This window comes from Solibacillus sp. FSL K6-1554 (assembly GCF_038005185.1).
GTDB lineage: Bacteria > Bacillota > Bacilli > Bacillales_A > Planococcaceae > Solibacillus > Solibacillus silvestris.
The window spans coordinates 1183628-1203298 of sequence record NZ_JBBOSS010000001.1; the positions used below are offsets into that span (position 1 = coordinate 1183628).

Annotated in this window: 15 protein-coding genes; all 15 read left to right on the forward strand. The window is 39.2% G+C overall.

What is annotated here, in order from left to right:
* Positions 1 to 110 precede the first annotated feature (110 nt).
* The 15 genes from hrcA to MHB58_RS05705 all read left to right on the forward strand — a co-directional run bounded on the left by hrcA (position 111) and on the right by MHB58_RS05705 (position 19631).
* On the forward strand, positions 111 to 1136 hold the full coding sequence (gene hrcA, locus MHB58_RS05635) for a heat-inducible transcriptional repressor HrcA (protein ID WP_008403160.1): 1026 nt from the start codon (positions 111 to 113) through the stop codon (positions 1134 to 1136).
* Between the two features lie 77 nt (positions 1137 to 1213).
* Positions 1214 to 1771 (forward strand): nucleotide exchange factor GrpE, encoded by a 558-nt coding sequence (gene grpE, locus MHB58_RS05640; RefSeq protein ID WP_014824436.1) that lies wholly within the window; start codon positions 1214 to 1216, stop codon positions 1769 to 1771.
* A gap of 91 nt (positions 1772 to 1862) precedes the next feature.
* Positions 1863 to 3710 carry a molecular chaperone DnaK gene (gene dnaK / locus MHB58_RS05645; protein ID WP_014824435.1) on the forward strand — a complete coding sequence of 616 codons (1848 nt, stop codon included), beginning with the start codon at positions 1863 to 1865 and terminating at the stop codon, positions 3708 to 3710.
* Positions 3711 to 4548: 838 nt separating this feature from the next.
* Positions 4549 to 5670 carry a molecular chaperone DnaJ gene (dnaJ, locus tag MHB58_RS05650; protein ID WP_008403156.1) on the forward strand — a complete coding sequence of 374 codons (1122 nt, stop codon included), beginning with the start codon at positions 4549 to 4551 and terminating at the stop codon, positions 5668 to 5670.
* A 14-nt stretch (positions 5671 to 5684) separates the two neighbouring features.
* On the forward strand, positions 5685 to 6623 hold the full coding sequence (gene prmA / locus MHB58_RS05655) for a 50S ribosomal protein L11 methyltransferase (RefSeq protein ID WP_008403155.1): 939 nt from the start codon (positions 5685 to 5687) through the stop codon (positions 6621 to 6623).
* A gap of 82 nt (positions 6624 to 6705) precedes the next feature.
* Positions 6706 to 7449, forward strand: coding sequence for a 16S rRNA (uracil(1498)-N(3))-methyltransferase (locus MHB58_RS05660; protein ID WP_340734843.1), 744 nt, complete (start codon positions 6706 to 6708; stop codon positions 7447 to 7449).
* 339 nt (positions 7450 to 7788) lie between these two features.
* Positions 7789 to 9363, forward strand: coding sequence for a phytoene desaturase family protein (locus MHB58_RS05665; RefSeq protein ID WP_340734844.1), 1575 nt, complete (start codon positions 7789 to 7791; stop codon positions 9361 to 9363).
* A 76-nt stretch (positions 9364 to 9439) separates the two neighbouring features.
* Positions 9440 to 10054, forward strand: coding sequence for a PH domain-containing protein (locus tag MHB58_RS05670; RefSeq protein WP_014824432.1), 615 nt, complete (start codon positions 9440 to 9442; stop codon positions 10052 to 10054).
* A 147-nt stretch (positions 10055 to 10201) separates the two neighbouring features.
* Complete coding sequence (locus tag MHB58_RS05675; protein ID WP_340734845.1) at positions 10202 to 12394, forward strand: hypothetical protein; 2193 nt, start codon at positions 10202 to 10204, stop codon at positions 12392 to 12394.
* An 86-nt stretch (positions 12395 to 12480) separates the two neighbouring features.
* Positions 12481 to 13335: a response regulator transcription factor gene (locus tag MHB58_RS05680; RefSeq protein WP_014824430.1), complete on the forward strand. Its 855-nt coding sequence runs from the start codon at positions 12481 to 12483 to the stop codon at positions 13333 to 13335.
* A gap of 1 nt (position 13336) precedes the next feature.
* Positions 13337 to 14380: a HEAT repeat domain-containing protein gene (locus MHB58_RS05685; RefSeq protein WP_014824429.1), complete on the forward strand. Its 1044-nt coding sequence runs from the start codon at positions 13337 to 13339 to the stop codon at positions 14378 to 14380.
* A gap of 6 nt (positions 14381 to 14386) precedes the next feature.
* Entirely contained in the window at positions 14387 to 15820 is a 1434-nt protein-coding gene (locus MHB58_RS05690; RefSeq protein ID WP_340734846.1) for a glycosyltransferase family 2 protein, read from the forward strand.
* A 264-nt stretch (positions 15821 to 16084) separates the two neighbouring features.
* Complete coding sequence (locus MHB58_RS05695; protein ID WP_340734847.1) at positions 16085 to 17119, forward strand: HEAT repeat domain-containing protein; 1035 nt, start codon at positions 16085 to 16087, stop codon at positions 17117 to 17119.
* A gap of 171 nt (positions 17120 to 17290) precedes the next feature.
* Positions 17291 to 18640, forward strand: coding sequence for a tRNA (N(6)-L-threonylcarbamoyladenosine(37)-C(2))-methylthiotransferase MtaB (mtaB, locus tag MHB58_RS05700; protein ID WP_065217034.1), 1350 nt, complete (start codon positions 17291 to 17293; stop codon positions 18638 to 18640).
* A gap of 451 nt (positions 18641 to 19091) precedes the next feature.
* Positions 19092 to 19631, forward strand: coding sequence for an adenylate cyclase (locus tag MHB58_RS05705; protein ID WP_065217033.1), 540 nt, complete (start codon positions 19092 to 19094; stop codon positions 19629 to 19631).
* Positions 19632 to 19671 lie beyond the last annotated feature (40 nt).

Sequence of the window (19671 nt, forward strand, 5' to 3'; positions counted from 1 at the left end):
TGAAAAAAGTTAAAAAAAACGGACGAATTCATTGACATCAATTTAGAGATTTGCTAATTTATAAATATATTAGCACTCCTCTTAATCGAGTGCTAACAGAGGTGAGAAAGATGTTAACAAATCGGCAGTTACAACTATTGCAAGTAATCATAGACGAATTTGTGATGTCAGCACAACCTGTTGGTTCGCGTCAACTATCCAAAAAAGAAGGAATTACGTATAGTGCTGCTACAATACGTAATGAAATGGCAGATTTGGAGGAGTTAGGGTTTTTAGAAAAAACGCATACTTCTTCAGGCAGGGTACCTTCTGAAAAAGGGTATCGCTTTTATGTCGACCATTTACTTCAGCCTCAAATCATTTCGAGTGGCGAAGTAGCGCAAATCCAGTCGCTCTTTAAAAAGCAGATTGTTGAAGCAGAACAAATTATAAAAGAATCCGCAAATATATTATCGGAGTTAACGACATACACGACGATTTTACTCGGTCCGGATGTGCAAAAACATCGTGTCAAGAAATTCCAGATTGTACCGTTAACAGAACAGACAGCGGTGGCTATTATCATCACAGATAACGGTCATGTAGAAAATCGCACATTAACGTTACCACCGGGTTTTAACCCGCATGATATTGAAAAGATGGTTAATATTTTGAATGACCGCCTAGTCGGTGTACCGCTATATGAGCTGCCGGTAAAGCTTCAGACTGAGGCGATATCGGTATTGAAGTCTCATATTCATGCATCCGATTCGATTGTCCGGTCCTTGTTATCCATTACTTCAAACCATCACGAAAATAAAGTTTATTACGGTGGTAAGTCCAACATGTTGAATCAGCCGGAGTTCCATGATTTAGAGAAAATGCGAATGCTGATGGATCTGATCGACAAGGAAAGCCAAGTTCAAACTTTATTCAATGAACAGAAACATGGTATTCAAATCCGAATAGGTTCAGAAAACAATCATTTAGCAATGGAAAACTGCAGTGTCATCACCGCTTCCTTCCTTGTCGGGGAAGAACAGCAGGGGGCGATCGCAATTATCGGTCCGACGCGCATGGATTACCGACGTGTTGTTACATTATTGGATGTTATGACAAACAGTCTGTCCAGAGCGTTTTTCGATAAAAAGCAGTAATGCTGTTGATTCAGCGGTCGTAGCGTAATATATTACCGCTGAATTTATAAATGATTGATACTCGAGGAGGAAAAGAAGTGTCAGAAACAAAAAACAATGAAGAATTGCAGCAAGAAGAAACTACGGAAGAAGTAGTGGAAACAGCTGAAACTACTGAAACAGAAGAAATCGCAGTAGATGAAAAAGATCAGAAAATCGCTGAACTGGAAGCAAAACTTGCTGAAGAGGATGCACGTTATCTGCGTTTGCGTGCAGACTACGATAACTTGGCGCGTCGCACGCGTTTAGATCGTGAAGCAGCGGAGAAATACCGTGCACAAAGCCTGCTGACAGAACTTTTACCAGTGTTGGACAATTTAGACCGTGCACTGCAAATAGAAGTGACGACAGAAGAAGCGGCATCATTGTACAAAGGTGTACAAATGGTATATGACCAGTTACTTGCTGCAACCGAAAAAGAAGGTCTTTCGATCATTCCGGCAGAGGGCGAAAGCTTTGATCCGAACTTCCACCAAGCTGTAATGCAGGAGCAGGACAGTGAAAAGGAAACAGGCATCATTTTACGCGAACTGCAAAAAGGGTATCAGTTAAAGGACCGTGTACTGCGTCCGTCAATGGTATCTGTAAACGAGTAATTTAGTGCTTTTCGGTGCTATTTATATATTTAACTTTGATGTTTTCATATCAAACACATTTTGTTTTTTACTATTAGGAGGAAATTAAATTATGAGTAAAATTATCGGTATTGACTTAGGAACAACAAACTCTTGTGTATCTGTATTAGAAGGCGGAGAACCAAAAGTAATTCCAAACCCAGAAGGTAACCGTACATCTCCATCTGTAGTAGCATTCAAAAATGGAGAAAAACAAGTTGGTGAAGTAGCAAAACGCCAAGCTGTAACAAACCCGAACACAATTATTTCAATCAAATCAAAAATGGGTACGAATGATAAAGTAAAAGTGGATGATACAGAGTACACACCACAAGAAGTATCTGCAATGATTTTACAATACTTAAAAGGCTATGCTGAAGACTACTTAGGCGAAAAAGTAACAAAAGCTGTTATTACAGTTCCTGCTTACTTCAACGATGCTCAACGTCAAGCAACAAAAGACGCTGGTAAAATCGCTGGTTTAGAAGTAGAACGTATCATAAACGAACCAACAGCAGCTGCTTTAGCTTACGGTTTAGATCAGCAAGATGTTGACCAAAAAATCTTAGTATTCGACTTAGGTGGCGGTACATTCGACGTATCGATCCTTGAATTAGCTGACGGCGTATTCGAAGTATTAGCAACAGCAGGTGACAACAAACTTGGTGGTGACGATTTCGACGACAAAATCATTGCTTATTTAGTAGAAGAGTTCAAAAAAGAAAACTCAGTCGACTTATCAAAAGACAAAATGGCAATGCAACGTTTAAAAGATGCAGCTGAAAAAGCGAAAAAAGACTTATCAGGTGTAACTTCTACTCAAATTTCATTACCATTCATCACAGCAGGTGCTGATGGCCCGCTTCACTTAGAAATGTCATTATCACGTGCGAAATTCGATGATTTAACAAAAGACTTGGTAGAACGTACAATCGTTCCTACACGTCAAGCATTATCAGATGCAGGTCTTTCTGCTTCTGAATTAGATAAAGTAATCTTAGTTGGTGGTTCTACTCGTATTCCAGCAGTAGTGGAAGCAATCAAAAAAGCTACTGGTCATGAGCCACACAAAGGCGTAAACCCAGATGAAGTAGTAGCAATGGGTGCTGCTGTACAAGGTGGCGTATTAGCTGGTGACGTACAAGGCGTATTATTATTAGACGTAACACCACTATCATTAGGTATCGAAACAATGGGCGGCGTTATGACGAAATTAATCGATCGTAACACAACAATCCCAACATCTAAATCTCAAGTGTTCTCAACAGCTGCAGACAACCAACCAGCAGTAGACATTCACGTATTACAAGGTGAGCGTTCAATGGCTGCAGACAACAAAACACTTGGTCGCTTCCAATTATCTGATATTCCACCAGCACCACGTGGAATTCCACAAATCGAAGTAACATTCGATATTGATGCGAACGGTATCGTATCAGTTAAAGCGAAAGACTTAGGTACACAAAAAGAACAAACAATCGTGATCCAATCTGATTCCGGTTTATCAGAAGAAGAAATCGAGCGTATGGTGAAAGATGCTGAAGCAAACGCTGAAGCTGATGCGAAACGTAAAGAAGAAGCAGATCTTCGCAACGAAGCAGACCAATTAGTATTCCAAGTGGATAAAACAATCACAGACTTAGGTGAGCAAATCACAGAAGACGAAAAGAAATCTGTTGAAGATGCACGCGACGAGTTAAAAGCAGCTTTAGAAAAAGGCGAGCTTGAAGGCATTAAAGCTTCTAAAGAAAAATTAGAAGGCGTACTACAACCATTAGTAATGAAAGTATACGAGCAAGCAGCGGCAGCAGCACAAGGCGGCGCTGAAGGCTTTGAAGGCGCAGCAGACGCTGGTCAAAAAGACGACGGTATCGTAGACGCTGACTTTGAAGAAGTTAAAGACGACAAAGACAATAAATAATTCTTTCTGATTTCCACATAAAAGCCAAAGACCGCTTGCGGCTTTGGCTTTTAAGTTTGTCATAAGCCCCATTTTTATACGGGAGAGTGGGCGAAGCAAGGTGAAGTGAAGCGACGATTTTAATCCGTTTTAGGAAGTATTGCCCGTGGTTCGCGGGAGTTCGAGTTTTATTAGAAGATTTAGGTGAGAAAGTAGAACTTATTGAAGCGAAAGTAGAAAGTTTAGGGGCTGAAGGGGAAGTTTTTCAATGAAAAGTAGAACAATTCACCTGGAATTTAGAAGTTTGAATTTTATTAGAAGATTCACTTGAGAAAGTAGAACTTATGGAAGCGAAAGTAGAAAGTTCAGGGGCTAAAGTAGAAGTTCTTCAATGAAAAGAGAACTTCGAATTTTATTTAGAAGATTCAGGTGAAAAAGTAGAACTTACTAAAGCGAAAATAGAAAGTTCAGCGACTAAAGTGGAAGCTATTCAGGGAAAAGTAGAAGTGCTCGCCTATTATGTAGAACTTATTGAAAAGTTGTTAATAAATTTTAACAACTCTTGACTCAAATTAAATAAGAATTCTACCCCATATCAAATCTTAGTTGTGCGAAGTGGAGGGGCCCACTCCTAGGGGATTAGCGTGCGCGGAAAATCCACTTGATGTATGCCGCCGTAGAGGCATGCATCAAGTTAGTTGGAGCCACGCCCCCAGGAAAGCGTGCCCCGCAACGCAGCACAACGTGCTATGTGATTACAACGGAATATTAATTGCATTCATTATGCAAAGCAAAAGCTATACATCATTTTTTCAACATGTTAAAATAGACGTTATGTAAAAAGAGCGGAGAGTGAACAATGAGTAAGCGCGATTACTATGAAGTACTTGGCCTGAGCAAAGGTGCAAGCAAAGATGAAATAAAAAAAGCGTATCGTAAATTATCAAAACAGTATCACCCGGATTTAAACAAAGAAGAGGGTGCAGACGAAAAGTTCAAAGAAGTCGCCGAAGCATATGAAGTGCTGTCAGACGACCAAAAACGCGCACGCTATGACCAGTTCGGCCATGAAGATCCAAATGCAGGCTTTGGTGGCGGCGGATTCGGAGGCGGCGCTGGCTTCGGCGGATTCGAAGACATTTTCAGCTCGTTCTTCGGAGGCGGCCGACGCCAAGATCCGAACGCCCCACGTAAAGGCGACGATCTTCAGTTCCGTATGAACATCTCTTTCGAAGAAGCAGTATTTGGAAAAGAAACAGAAATCGAAATTCCGAAAGAAGAAACATGTGATACATGTCACGGTTCCGGTGCAAAACCAGGTACGCAGCCACAAACATGTACACAATGTAATGGTGCGGGTCAAATTAACCAAGCGGTCGACACACCGTTTGGCCGTATGGTAAACAAACGTTCTTGTCCATCATGTCGTGGTCAAGGTAAAATCATTGTGGAAAAATGTACACCATGTCGCGGTACTGGTACGATTACGAAAAAGAAAAAAATCAAAATCACAATCCCTGCAGGTGTTGATGATGGTCAACAATTACGCGTAGCAGGTCAAGGTGAAGCAGGATTCAACAATGGTCCGGCCGGCGATTTATACATTATTTTCAATGTTCGCAAGCATGAGTATTTCGAACGTGACGGCGATGATATTTTATATGAATTAAAACTAACAATCCCGCAAGCTGCATTAGGTGATGAAATTGAAGTACCGACAATTCACGGTAAAGTGAAGCTGAAAATCCCTGCAGGTACACAATCCGGTGCACAATTCCGCCTGAAAGATAAAGGCGTAAAAAATGTACACGGCTATGGCATGGGGAACCAGTATGTTATCGTAAACGTTGTCACACCGACGAAATTAACGGAAAAACAAAAACAATTGTTACGTGAATTCGCAGAAATTAGTGGAGACATTCCGGAAGAACACGGAAGCTCGCTGTTCGACAAAATCAAGAAAAAAATTAAAGGCGACTAAGGAGTGTATTGCAAGTGAAATGGACAGAACTTTCGATTTTAACAACGCATGAAGCTGTTGATGCAGTGACGAACATTTTACACGAAGCTGGTGCAAGCGGTGTAGTAATTGAAGATTCAAAGGAATTAGACAAAGAGAGAATCGATAAATTTGGTGAAATTTACGCACTGAATCCAGAAGATTTTCCGAAAACAGGTGTCATTGTAAAAGCATACTTATCGGCTTCAAGTTTTTTAGCGGAAACAATCGAAGAAATTAAGCTTGCAATCGCAAACCTTGTAAACTTTGATATTAATATTGGTGAAAATGTATTAACTTTATGTGAAGTTGATGAAGAAGATTGGTCAACGGCGTGGAAACAATACTACCATCCGGTAAAAATTTCGGAACGCTTTACAATTGTGCCGACTTGGGAAGACTACAAACCGGTATCAACGGATGAGCTGATCATTGAGCTGGATCCGGGAATGGCGTTCGGAACAGGGACACACCCTACAACGGTCATGTGTTTACAGGCACTTGAAAAAGTTGTACAGCATGACCACACAGTAGTCGATGTTGGTACGGGATCTGGCGTACTGTCAATTGGTGCTGCCATGCTTGGCGCGAAAAGCGTTCATGCACTGGACTTAGATGAAGTGGCAGTTAATGCAGCACGTGAAAACGTTGAATTGAATAAAATGAGTGATATTGTAGAAGTATTCCACGGCAATTTATTGGACACAGTAAAAGAACCGGCTGATATTGTTGTAGCGAATATTTTAGCAGAAATCATTATGTCATTTACGGACGATGCATTTTCAATTGTAAAACCAGGCGGCATCTACGTGACATCGGGCATTATCGGAGCGAAGAAAGATGATGTCAAAGCAGCTCTTGAAAAAGCTGGATTTGTCATTGAAGAAGTATTAATGATGGAAGATTGGGTAGCGATTATTTCACGTCGTCCTTAATTAAATCGTTTAATCGAAAATCGAACATTTTGCTAACGTGCAAAATGTTCGATTTTTACGTTATCAACTAGGAGTGAAGACAATGCAAAGGTATTTTGTAGATACTGTGGAAAAAGATATGGACCACTTTATGATTTCCGGGGAAAACGCGCGCCATATTTCAAAAGTAATGCGTATGACGGCAGGAGAAGAAATCATTGTTGTACATGACAATGTAGCGTATGTTTGTGAAATTATCGAGCTGGACCAGGATGTACGTGTGAAAAAAACAGGTACGACAATCCCTTCGCCGGAAATGCCGGTACAAGTCGATATTGCTTGCGGCTTGCCTAAAGGCGATAAACTGGAACTGATTGCGCAAAAAGCGACAGAACTTGGTATGCACGCGTTAATTCCGTTTGCTGCGGAACGTTCGATTGTAAAATGGGATGATAAAAAAGCAAAGAAAAACCAGGAACGTCTTCAAAAAATTTCTCAGGAAGCAGCGGAACAATCGCATCGTACATATGTCCCGGATGTTGTACAGCCAATCAGTTTTAAGCAGCTTGTACAAACATTCTCAAACTATGATGCTGTCTATATTGCTGATGAAGAGGATGCGAAGTTGGCAAACCGTACGACATTTAAACAAAAACTGCAATCGTTAAATAAGGAAAATACGCCGCGCATTTTATGTATTTTCGGTCCTGAAGGCGGTATTTCCCGTCATGAATCGGCAGTATTCCTTGAAGCCGGTGCACAGACAATGTCACTGGGGCCTCGTATTTTACGAGCAGAGACGGCACCGTTGTATGCGTTATCTGCAATTTCGTATGAATTTGAATAGTGAATGAATTAAAATAACAGACCTAAACAAAGCAAAGAGCCTTAATTTCTCACACAAAGAGAAATTAAGGCTTTTTGTTTTGTCTACCGGACCCCCTTATTTATAAACTATCTCAAATTAAATGTATTTCTCCCTTGTATAACAAAAAACAAATATGTATAATGTTTGTATAACATGTAACAGTGTCTCTGGACAAATTTTTATTGTAAACAGCTACAATATGGAAATTTATTAATATTAATCGTGAAATGAATAAAGAATATTACTAAACATTATACAAATTATTCTGTACGAGGAAATCGTTGTACAATATCGAATCGAAACAGGGAGGAACTATAGATGAAAAAAATTGCAGTGGTAGGGGCAGGACCTGGTGGATTAGCGGTTGCCATGTTATTGGCGCATAAAGGTTATGAAGTGACGGTATATGAAAAGCAGGCTTATGTAGGTGGGCGAACAAGCGAGATTAAGCTTGGTGAGTATAAATTTGATATGGGACCAACATTTTTAAATATGTTGTACATTGCAGAGGAAATTTTTGAGTTAACAGGTCGCGATATTCACGACTATGTGGATTTGATCGATTTAAATCCGATGTATCAATTAATCTACCATAATAAAAAGATTAATATGACGCGTGATGCAGATGAGATGATTCGCCAAATCGATGAGCTGTTCCCTGGAAATGTGGGAAGTTATGAGCGTTATATGGAACAGACGCAAAAGAAACTTGAAGTGCTTGCTCCTGTATTGCAGGCACCGATGAACAAGCTGACAGACCTGTTCAATCCGAAAGTGATGAAAGCTTTCAAAGAATTGGAAGTAGGGAATTCTCTTGTTGATACGCTTTCAAAGTTTTATAACGAAGAGGAATTACAGCTCGCTTTTACATTCCAGGCAAAATATCTGGGGATGTCACCATGGGAAAGTCCCGGCGCATTTTCAATTCTTTCATATATTGAACACGCTTACGGCGTTTACCACATTAAAGGTGGTATCAATAAGCTGACAGAAGCGATGGCGAAAGTTGTCCTGGAATCAGGCGGGAAAATTTTATTAAATAACGGTGTGAAAAAGTTAAGAACAACAGGCAAAAAAGTAACGGGTCTACTGCTGGAAGATGGTCAGGAAATTGAAGCAGATGAAGTAATCATTAACGGAGATTTCGCACATGCGATGACGAATCTTGTGGAACCCGGTCTATTAAAAAAATATACTCAAGAAAAGCTCGAGAAAAAACAATACTCTTGTTCAACGTTCATGCTGTATTTAGGTGTCAATAAACGATTTGATTTACCGCACCATACAATCTGGTTTGCAAAAGATTACCGGAAAAATGTAGAGGAAATTACAAAAACGAAATTGATATCTGAGGATCCTTCGATTTACATTCAAAATGCCGTCGTTACGGATGAAACGGTTGCACCAAAAGGGAAATCGACATTATACATTTTAGTTCCGGTACCGAATAATATGAGCGGTATCGACTGGTCGGAAAAGGCAGGTCCTTTCCGGGATATGATTTTAAATATGGTAGCGGATAAACTGGGTGTTAAGGATATGTGGGAATATATCGAAGAGGAGCGCATGATTACACCAGCCGACTGGGAACGCGATATTCATGTATATAAAGGGGCAACGTTCAATTTAGGGCACCAATTATCGCAAATGCTTGTATTCCGCCCGCGCAATAAATTTGAAGAGCTCGATTATTGCTGGTTAGTCGGTGGTGGTACACATCCGGGCAGTGGCTTGCCAATTATTCTGGAATCGGCACGAATTACAGCAAACGGCATTTTACAGCAGGATAAACAGACGTTACTCCCGGTTAAACCACTGCCGAAAGTGGAACTGTATAGAAAGAAACAATCTCAATTAAAGCATCAGCCTGCAGCCATTCAAACAAATGTCTGATTAGGGATTTCAATGTAATGAAACCTTTAATTGAATGGAAACGTATAATAACTATTCAATTAAAGGAGGCAATACAATGTTCAAAAAATTAGCATCAGATGCATTAGGGTTATCAGATATCGGGGTAGTGATTTCAAGACAGGACTTTGACAAAACAGATGCAGATGATTTTATTTTTAATGAAGTGGATGAACAAATCTATTTTCTGATCAAAACAAAGGCAGATGAGTATTGCTTCACCAACTATGCATTAATCCATGTAGACGGGGCAAATGCCATCAGTAAAAAACGTATGCTACGCCGCTATGACTACGAACATTTTGCGATTGAAGAAGTACTGCTGGAAACTGCCGGAACAATTGATTTGGATGTGGAAATTAAATTTGTGATCGGAAATATGCCGTTAAGTATTGATATTCATAAAAAACACTTAACGGAAATTAAAGATCTATACAAAGCGCTTCATGCGATTTCCCTTGAACAGAAGGCGAATACATTCAGCATGGATGCGGCAAAACAAAGCTTGAATTTAGCTGCCTCTGCAATCGGCCGCGCCGGTAATGAGGGTGTTTCACCAGCTGATGCATTTAAGGAAATCACAGCATTTTCACATAGCTGGCTGCTGGAGCAAAAGAAAGCGTTTGTTAAAAAAGATTTCGGCGATGTTTTCGAGAAATATATAAATAACTAATAGATTGAAGATGACACTCATATCTGAAATAGGTTATGAGTGTTTTTCTTTTCAATTATTTTCCGTTTTTGGACCGTGTTTAAGGGGAAGAGAAACAATAAAGTAATTCTCTCCCTTTTTAATTATAAATGATGATAGGTGGCGCTGATGAAAAAAATATTACTCGTACTAGGATTGCTGCTGATGATTACAGTTCCGTTAGGGATTTATTTCATCAATGATAAATCCGTTTCGGAAAGTGATGATGCAAATGAGGATTCTTCAACATCGAAGCAAATAGTTACAACATCCGTTGAACCGGTCTATGAGCAGAATATTGCCTATAATGCCCGGGTGCTAAGCAATCGATATGAAGTGATGCAAAACGGTAAATGGCAGGAAATGACCATAAAAGGGGTAAATATCGGGATGGCTAAGCCCGGTCTTTTCCCGGGTGAAGCAGGAATTACAAAAAAAGATTATACAAGATGGCTCAAATCAATTGGTGATATGCACGCGAATGCAATCCGTGTTTATACAATCCATCCACCGGCATTTTATGAAGCGTTGCTGGAGTACAATGAGTCGCATGAACAGCCGATTTACTTGTTCCATGGGGTTTGGCTGGAAGAAGAGCCGGTAATTGAGCAATTGGATGTATATGGTGAACCGACAGAAAAGTTTCAAAAGGAAATAAAAGATATTATCGATATATTACACGGCAATGCAGAAATTGAACATCAGCCGGGACATGCTTTTGGGAATTATACTGCCAATGTCGCTCCATATGTTATTGGCTGGATGATGGGCATCGAGTGGTATCCGGATGCAGTTAATTCAGTTAATGAGAAAAATAAAGGCAAGGCACAATATGACGGCAAGTACTTTTCGACAAAAGATGCTGCTCCATTTGAAATCTGGCTAGCAGAGCAGATGGAATATGCCGCCCAGTACGAAATGGACGAATACAAATGGATGCGGCCGTTCAGCTTTACGAACTGGGTAACGACCGATTTATTGGACCACCCGTACGAACCGAGTGAAGAGGAAGATATGGCGACCGTCAATCCGAATGTCATTTATGAGAAAAACGAGCTGCAGCATGTTGGTCAATTTGCAAACTACCATGTCTATCCGTATTATCCGGATTTTTTGAATTTTACGCCTGAGTATTTACAATATAAGGACCATCGCGGTGAACCGAATAGCTATGCAGCATATTTGAATGATTTGAAAAAAGCGCACCGTCTGCCGATATTAATCTCCGAATTCGGAATACCGGCTTCCCGTGGATTGACTCATAAAAATCCGTTTGGCTGGAATCAGGGCTTTGTGACCGAGCGCCAGCAAGGGGAATATTTAGTCAGTCTCTATGAAGATATTCTGCAAGAAGGCATGCTTGGCGGTTTAGTGTTCTCCTGGCAGGATGAATGGTTTAAGCGGACATGGAATACGATGGATCTCGATAATCCGGATCAACGGCCATTTTGGTCTAATGCACAAACAAATGAACAGCAGTTCGGACTGCTCAGTTTTGATACATTGAAAATAAAAGTGGATGGGGATATATCGGACTGGTCAGGGAAAAAGCCGATGTATAAAACGAAACAGATGGCCATGTATATGGATTCCGATGAACGCTATTTGTATATACGGATGGATGTGGAAAATACGGAATTCTCAAATGCCGATTTTCCGTTAATTTATTTCCATACAGTGAAAGGGCAAGGGAATTCAACATATAAGGACTACCCGTTATTGAACAAAGCTGATTTTGTACTGACGATTAAAGATGAGGAAAATAGCAGAATTGAAGTCGATGCCTACTATGATGTGTTCCAGAAACTGTACGGCGACCGATTAAAGCTCGTCCCGTTTGAAGGGATGACCGAAAAAAACAGCGGGCAATTTAACCCTATTGAGTATGCAATAAATAAACAGCTCACGATTCCGATTCTCGAAAAAACCTATCCATTCGAAAAATACGAGACAGGGAAGCTGCGAAAAGGAAACGGTAACCCGGAAAGCCCGGATTATGATTCACTAGCCGATTATGAAATCAACAAAGCGGAGGGGATTGTCGAAATTCGTATTCCTTGGCTATTGCTGAATTTTACGGATCCGAGCCGTCTGGAAGTTTGGTCGGATTTATATGAAAATGAAGAAATGACAAAGGAAATAATAGAAGGAATTGAAGTCGGTGCATTGCTCGTCGAAAATAATACCGTGAAAAACCGTATACCGGATAAAAAATCCGACCTAAAAACCTATACTTGGGAAAGCTGGACAATACCCGAGTATAAGGAACGTTTAAAGCAATCGTATTATATTTTGCAGGAAAAATTTTCAGAGATCCGTTAAGCTAAAGCAAAGATCCACTGTTTTCCGAGCGATTGAAGTGGATTACAGTGGGTTGAGGCAGATGTATGAACAGGGGTGAAATAAAAATGAAAGAAACGGAGAATCAGTTTAGTAATAGCGTAGAGAATCTTCAAAATTTGAAGCATCTTTATGATTTGCAGTTAACTTATATCCGAAAAAAGGGGATTCATTTTACGTTTGTTTTCGTGAAATATTCAGATGAAATGTCTGTAAGCTATGAAGAATTCTATCAGTTGGTAAAAGAAAATTTACGTAAGTCGGATTTTGCTTTTTCGCATCAGTCAAAACAATACATCATTCTTGTTCTATCGATCAGTAAAGCAATGGAATCCAAATCATTTCTAGGTCGGCTTCAAACTGCTATGTCAACTTTCAAAATGCCGCTTGTTGCCGTTATTGCAGAAATTGCGAATTCTTTGCATCCGCTTGAAGAAATACTGGAAGTTGGCGAGGAAGAGGTGATGAGCCTTGATTTTTCAGATTCACAAATAGTGGTGATTCCGCAGTTTATGGAAAAAGAGCGAATCAAGATGAAAGTCAGCATCATCGAAAATGATCATATTACACAATCTATTTTTTCGAATCTGTTTCACAATCTGGAAACAGCTGAACAAGATTTGGAGGTCCGGGTGTTTAATGACGGACTTGAATTTATAGAATCCGACTGGTACCGAAGTGAGCATCATCATATTATCGTGCTGAATGATATTTTACCTAGAAAAAATGGCTTTGAGGTTTTGCATTATTTGCGCGGTTTGCCTAATGAACAAAAATATTTAATTTTATTTATTTCATCACGTAATTCCGAGGAGGCACAGCTTTATAGTTTTGAAAATGGTGCTGATGCTTACTTTGTCCGTCCCTTTAATTTGAAAATTTTTGAAATACGTATTAAAAATCATTTGAGAAGGTCGCGATAATATGATAGATCGTCAATTTTTAGTCGGGACGGTCATTGCCGGCACTATCATGCTGATCGTTATTTTATGTATATTTATATATTTAGTCTATAAAGGGACGAAAAGAAATCGAATCAATGAAAAGATGAATGCGTATTTCGAACAATATAAAACGCAATGGTATAACTATCTTGTATATAACGAACCGCTGGATCACCGGCCGGAAAATCAAATTACGATGAAGGCGGTTGATCATCTATTTGTTTCCTATTTGACAACGCTTAATAATGCTTCTATTCACAGCAAAGTTTCCGAATACGCTGCATCGAATATGCAGAATTATTATATCGAGCAAATAAAAAGTCGTGATCGATCGGTCCGTTTGAATGTATTGCAGCGTACATTACTGCTGGAGCTGGAATTTTTAGTGCCCCTCATTGAGCGGCGTTTAAAAAGAAAACAAGATTATGAGATGGAAGAGTATTTGTTAATGCTGCGGGTAGTCGCGAAATATAATCAGAATTTATTTTATGCCCATGTTTATAAGCCAAGATTACCTTTGGATGATTATGAATATAAACTTTTGTTATCGACAATTGATGAAGGCTATATCGACTATTTCACAAGCCATTTTGATTCTTTGCCAATCGGATTGAAACTTGCCCTTCTTGATTTTCTGAGTTTAAGCACAAATGTAAGTAATGATTTTCTTTCTTTCTATGAGCGTTTGTTAACATCGGAAGATCAGGAGTTAAGAATTCGAGTTCTAAAAGCGATTGCATCATTCGGGATGGTTTCTGATTTCCAACTGTATGAGCGCTTTGTCGATTCCGCCAGCTGGGAAGAGAGGCTGATGATGGCGAAAATTTTGCGGTTAGTAAAAGAAGAGGTATCTTATCAAAATCTTCAGCGGTTAATAGCTGATTCAAATTGGCAAGTACGAAAACAGGCGGCATTATCTTTACTGAATATGCCAAACGGACGAGTAATTTTACAGCAAATAATCGACAGTGAAAACGATTTGTATGCAGCAGATATGGCAAGGGAAGTCATGAAGTTAGGATGATGATAAATGAATCTAGATAACATACTTTATTGGTTTAACGAAGTGTTCAGTTCATTAATTTTTATATACATGTTATTTGTTATATTGGTTTATTCATTAATGCTGGTCTTTGCTTTCTTACAGTTGAGGAAAGACAGGAATCTGGATAAGAATTTGGAAGGAAAGGTAAATTTAAATGCGGTTTATTCGAAGCCTGTTTCAATTATTGTTCCGGCTTATAATGAGGAAATCGGTATTATCAGTACGGTTCAATCATTATTGACACTTGAATACCCGCAATATGAAATCGTGATTGTAAACGATGGTTCAAAAGATTCGACATTGCAGACAGTGATTGATGTCTTTCAGATGGAGCCTGTTTTCCGGACTGTACAGAATCAGCTGCCGTCAGCGGAAATTAGAGGCATTTACCAGTCGAAGCTCCATTACAATATTGTTTTAGTAGACAAGGAAAATGGAGGGAAGGCCGATGCGTTAAACGCAGGCATAAATGTATCAAGATTTCCTTATTTTTGCTCGATTGACGGTGATTCAATTTTATCCACTAAATCATTGCTGCAGGTGATGAAGCCGATTGTCTCTTCCAACGGGAAAGTCATTGCTGCAGGTGGAAGTGTGCGTATAGCAAACGGTTCGGAAATCGAGTACGGCAGTGTTTTGAAATCGGTTGTCCCGAATAATCCGATTGTCGTCATGCAGATTATTGAATATTTACGTGCTTTTTATATGGGAAGAATTGCGCTGAGCCGTTTTAATTTATTATTAATTATTTCCGGTGCGTTTAGTGTCTTTTCGAAAGAATATACAATAAAAGTCGGTGGCTACAATAAGAATACGATCGGCGAAGATATGGAACTGGTCGTCCGGCTGCACAACTATTTATTGAAGAATAAAATAAAAAAATCGATTGAATTTATTCCCGATCCGGTATGCTGGACAGAGGCCCCGGATAATCTAAAGGATTTAAAAACACAGCGGAGACGATGGCATCAGGGGCTGTTAAGCAGTCTTATGCTGAACCGTGGGATGCTGCTCAATCCGAAATACAAACAAATCGGTCTCATATCTGTTCCGTATTTTGTATTTATTGAATTAATCGGCCCGATTATTGAACTATTGGGATATATATATGTCATTTTATCATTTGTAATTGGGAACATCTATTTGGAATCGGCTCTTACTTTATTTGTCCTGTTTTTAATTTACAGTACCGTCATTTCGATGTTTTCTATTTTGCTGGAAGCATGGAGTATGGGCACTTATCCACGTATCCGGGATTCGGTAAAACTATTATTGTATTCATTATCGGAAGTGTTCTGGTTCCGTCCGCTAATGGTTGTTTTCCGTCTTCAAGGATTCTGGTACTTTATTCGGGGTAAAAACGATTGGGGAAGCTTAACACGTTCTGGATTGCAAAAGAAAACAAATGATACTTTATAATATAGACTAAGTTGATAGGCGGAACTACTCCGTCTATTTTGTCTGTCTTCTTCTTTATTTTCGAAAGAACCGGAATTTGTCCGTACATAAATTTTCCAAAACAAATTCATAAAGACTCCCCATTAATAACCAAAAATTGGGTCAAATTCCATATATAAATGAAGTATTGGAGACAGGAGAAAAAATTGGTTGTATAAAGATAACGGAAAAAGGTGATATATTAGTAAATAACATGGAAAACAGATTGAGAGGGTCACGATAATAATGGAGATTGAAGAAATTTTAAAAGGGATCTTAATTATCTGTAGTGCAATGCTTTTTATTTTATTATGTATTTATTTTTATGCAATTTATCGTAAGAACAGAAAGAAACACTCTTTTAATAAAATTAATAACTATATCCAGCAAAATGAAAGGGACTGGTATAATTATTTAGTTTTAAACAAGCCTCTTCGGAATCATTCTACTACAAAGAATGAGCTGGCGGCAATTGATGCTATTTTTGTTTCGTATGTTACAACGATGATTAAAGAAGAAATCCTGGAGAGAGCTTCAACATATGCTGCATTAAATATGAAAAACTATTATGTGAAGCAATTGAATAGCCGTGATGAAACTGTCCGTCTACATGTTTTACAGCGCACATTGATTTTGGAGCTGGAATTTTTAGTACCGTTAATCGAACGCCGGCTAAAAGATAATCGTATCGGCTCGGTCGAAGAATATTTATTAATGTTACAAGTTGCAGCGAAATATAATAGAAATTTATTTTTGGCGCATATGTATAAGCCTAGATTGACTTTTTATGATAGTGAGTACCATCTGTTGCTATCGAATATTGAGAATAGTTATTGTGACTACTTTAAAGATCATTTTGAAGAATTGCCAATTCAGCTGAAATTAGCGTTTCTGGAGTTTTCGTGCCTGAACATGAACATGAATCCTTCATACCTTGCATTATTTGAACAGTTATTGGCGTCCGAGTGTCCGGGAATCCGTCTTCGAGCACTAAGAGCCATCTCGTCGTATGGCAAAATTTCGCATGTGAAGCATTATGAAGTCTTTGTTCATTCAGCCCTTTGGGAGGAGCGTCTATTGCTTGCCGAAATTTTACGTTTTGTCAAAGAGGATGATTCATACACTTATCTGAAAATGTTAATGCTTGATTCAAATAGCCAGGTTCGAAAACAGGCGGCTTTATCACTGATGGATTTACCGGATGGACAGGTAATACTGCAGCAGGTTTCCGACAGTGAAGAACATATCTCTCCGGCTACATCTGTGGAAGAAAGCCGGTAGTTTAACAAGTAGTTAAAAAAATAGGCTTTGTATAGCGTTTTATGCTATTATAAAACACGTTGATATTTTTCTTCATTTAGAGAATGAAGAGCATGCTACCGGTCGACTAAAAAGAGGCAATTCGCCGGAGTAAAATAGATAAGTGCTAACCTTGAAAGGATGATATAAATTATGAGTTACGAACGTACGAAAACCGTATCTCTACATACATTAGGGTGTAAAGTAAACCACTATGAAACAGAAGCAATTTGGCAGCTATTTAAAGAGCAGGGATATGAGCGTACTGAGTTCGATCATCAGGCGGACGTTTATGTTATTAATACATGTACAGTAACAAACACTGGCGATAAAAAATCACGCCAAGTGATTCGCCGTGCTATCCGTCAAAATCCGGATGCGGTTATTTGTGTTACTGGCTGTTATGCACAAACTTCACCTGCTGAAATTATGGCAATTCCAGGGGTCGATATCGTTGTTGGTACTCAGGACCGCGAGAAAATGCTTGGATATATCGATCAATACCGTAACGAGCGCCAGCCGATCAATGCGGTACGTAATATTATGAAAAACCGTGTGTATGAGGAATTAGATGTACCGGCATTTACTGACCGTACTCGTGCCTCACTGAAAATTCAGGAAGGCTGCAATAACTTCTGTACGTTCTGTATCATTCCTTGGGCGCGCGGCTTAATGCGTTCACGTGATCCGGAAGAAGTTATTCGCCAGGCTCAACAGCTTGTGGATGCGGGTTATTTGGAAATTGTCCTAACAGGTATTCACACAGGCGGATACGGACAAGACTTCAAAGACTATAACTTAGCACAGCTGTTGCGTGACTTGGAAGCGCAAGTAAAAGGCTTGAAACGTTTACGTATTTCTTCAATTGAAGCATCTCAATTAACAGATGAAGTAATTGATGTACTGCAAAACTCTGAAATTGTTGTAAACCACTTACACATTCCGATTCAATCGGGTTCAGATACAGTTTTAAAACGTATGCGTCGTAAATATACGATGGAATTTTTCGCAGAGCGTCTGGAAAAGCTGAAAATTGCTTTACCTGACTTAGCGGTTACTTCTGACGTAATCGTAGGATTCCCGGGTGAAACAGAAGAAGAGTTCATGGAAACATTCAACTTTATCCGCGATCATAAATTCTCTGAGCTACATGTGTTCCCGTACTCTCAACGTACAGGTACACCTGCAGCAAGAATGGAAGATCAAGTTGATGAAGAAATCAAAAACGAACGCGTTCACCGTTTGATTGCACTGAATGACCAGCTTGCAAAAGAATATGCTTCTCGTTTTGAAGGGGAAGTGCTGGAAGTCATTCCGGAAGAGCGCTTTAAAGATAGCGACAATGAAAACCTATATGTCGGCTATACAACGAACTACTTAAAAGTAATTTTTGAAGGCACAGAAGAAATGGTCGGCCAGCTTGTAAAAGTTAAAGTCACTAAAGCAGGCTACCCGTACAACGAAGGACAATTCGTTCGCGTATTGGAAGGCCAGGCAATATAAATATTGTGCTTGCGTAGTTAAATTTATGAAAAAAGAGAAATTGCAATGTGCAATTTCTCTTTTTTGTTTTGTACGACTTTACTTGATATAAAAGGGTAATTAGTTGTTCGGAGTGAAGGCGGCGACTCCTGGGGACAAGCACGATGCCTGAGACTACAGGCTCAGGCCGTGCCCCTGGAAAGCGTCCGCCGTAACGTAGAACAACGTGTAAGAAGCAGATATAAAAATAGCCTATCTTTTTTACTTCAAATAAAATAGGGTAGAGAAAATAGTGTGCGCAAGTTTTTATGATCGGGCGAAACGTTATGTATTTTTTTACAGCATATTAATTTACAAATAGTTAGTCCTAAACTAATGGAAGTTTAAGTATATTATGTAGAGGACAAGCCAACACTATTATTTGGAACATTATGTTTACCCCGATTACAAGCAAAGAAGGTGAGCAATTTATATGAAGAAAATATGGATGGTTGCTGCAATTCTATTTATTTTATATGGTTGCACGGAGAAAAAAGAAGAACCAACAGTAGAAAGTGAATCGGCTATGGTAGAAGTCAATATCCCTACGGAAGTAGCCCAGCATTACGGCTCGTTTAATATCGAGTTCAAAGCATCGGACGTTTATAAAACTATTCAGCCAAATGGTGCCGTTTCTTTAGAGATAAATAAGCAACAGTTAACTGAAATTGCGCAACAAACGGAACAATTCCTGGAGCAGTACAAAGAAACGAGTGAGCAAAGTACAGAAGATGGAATTACACATATCGATGCTAATGAAGACTTTTCAAATTGGAAAATTGTATTATCGGATGATGCACTTTTAGACGAAGAAGCATTTGATTTGGCACAAGAGCATTTAATTAAAAATATTTTAACCTACCAGTTAGTCCACCGTAATATTCCTGAGTTAAATATTCAGTATGTCACAGATACCGGTGAACCTTTGGACAGAAAAATTATTCGTACAGAATTTGCCTATTCAGACGAATAATTTAAGTTGTCTGATAATTTGCGTCAATTAAAATACATGC

What these genes read in the sequence shown, in the direction of transcription:
- dnaK (WP_014824435.1), top strand. Translation starts at nt 1,863, where the DNA reads ATGAGTAAAATTATCGGTATTGACTTAGGAACAACAAACTCTTGTGTA.
- MHB58_RS05690 (WP_340734846.1), top strand. Translation starts at nt 14,387, where the DNA reads ATGAATCTAGATAACATACTTTATTGGTTTAACGAAGTGTTCAGTTCA.
- MHB58_RS05670 (WP_014824432.1), top strand. Translation starts at nt 9,440, where the DNA reads ATGTTCAAAAAATTAGCATCAGATGCATTAGGGTTATCAGATATCGGG.
- dnaJ (WP_008403156.1), top strand. Translation starts at nt 4,549, where the DNA reads ATGAGTAAGCGCGATTACTATGAAGTACTTGGCCTGAGCAAAGGTGCA.
- MHB58_RS05675 (WP_340734845.1), top strand. Translation starts at nt 10,202, where the DNA reads ATGAAAAAAATATTACTCGTACTAGGATTGCTGCTGATGATTACAGTT.
- MHB58_RS05695 (WP_340734847.1), top strand. Translation starts at nt 16,085, where the DNA reads ATGGAGATTGAAGAAATTTTAAAAGGGATCTTAATTATCTGTAGTGCA.
- hrcA (WP_008403160.1), top strand. Translation starts at nt 111, where the DNA reads ATGTTAACAAATCGGCAGTTACAACTATTGCAAGTAATCATAGACGAA.
- MHB58_RS05665 (WP_340734844.1), top strand. Translation starts at nt 7,789, where the DNA reads ATGAAAAAAATTGCAGTGGTAGGGGCAGGACCTGGTGGATTAGCGGTT.
- MHB58_RS05680 (WP_014824430.1), top strand. Translation starts at nt 12,481, where the DNA reads ATGAAAGAAACGGAGAATCAGTTTAGTAATAGCGTAGAGAATCTTCAA.
- MHB58_RS05685 (WP_014824429.1), top strand. Translation starts at nt 13,337, where the DNA reads ATGATAGATCGTCAATTTTTAGTCGGGACGGTCATTGCCGGCACTATC.
- mtaB (WP_065217034.1), top strand. Translation starts at nt 17,291, where the DNA reads ATGAGTTACGAACGTACGAAAACCGTATCTCTACATACATTAGGGTGT.
- MHB58_RS05660 (WP_340734843.1), top strand. Translation starts at nt 6,706, where the DNA reads ATGCAAAGGTATTTTGTAGATACTGTGGAAAAAGATATGGACCACTTT.
- MHB58_RS05705 (WP_065217033.1), top strand. Translation starts at nt 19,092, where the DNA reads ATGAAGAAAATATGGATGGTTGCTGCAATTCTATTTATTTTATATGGT.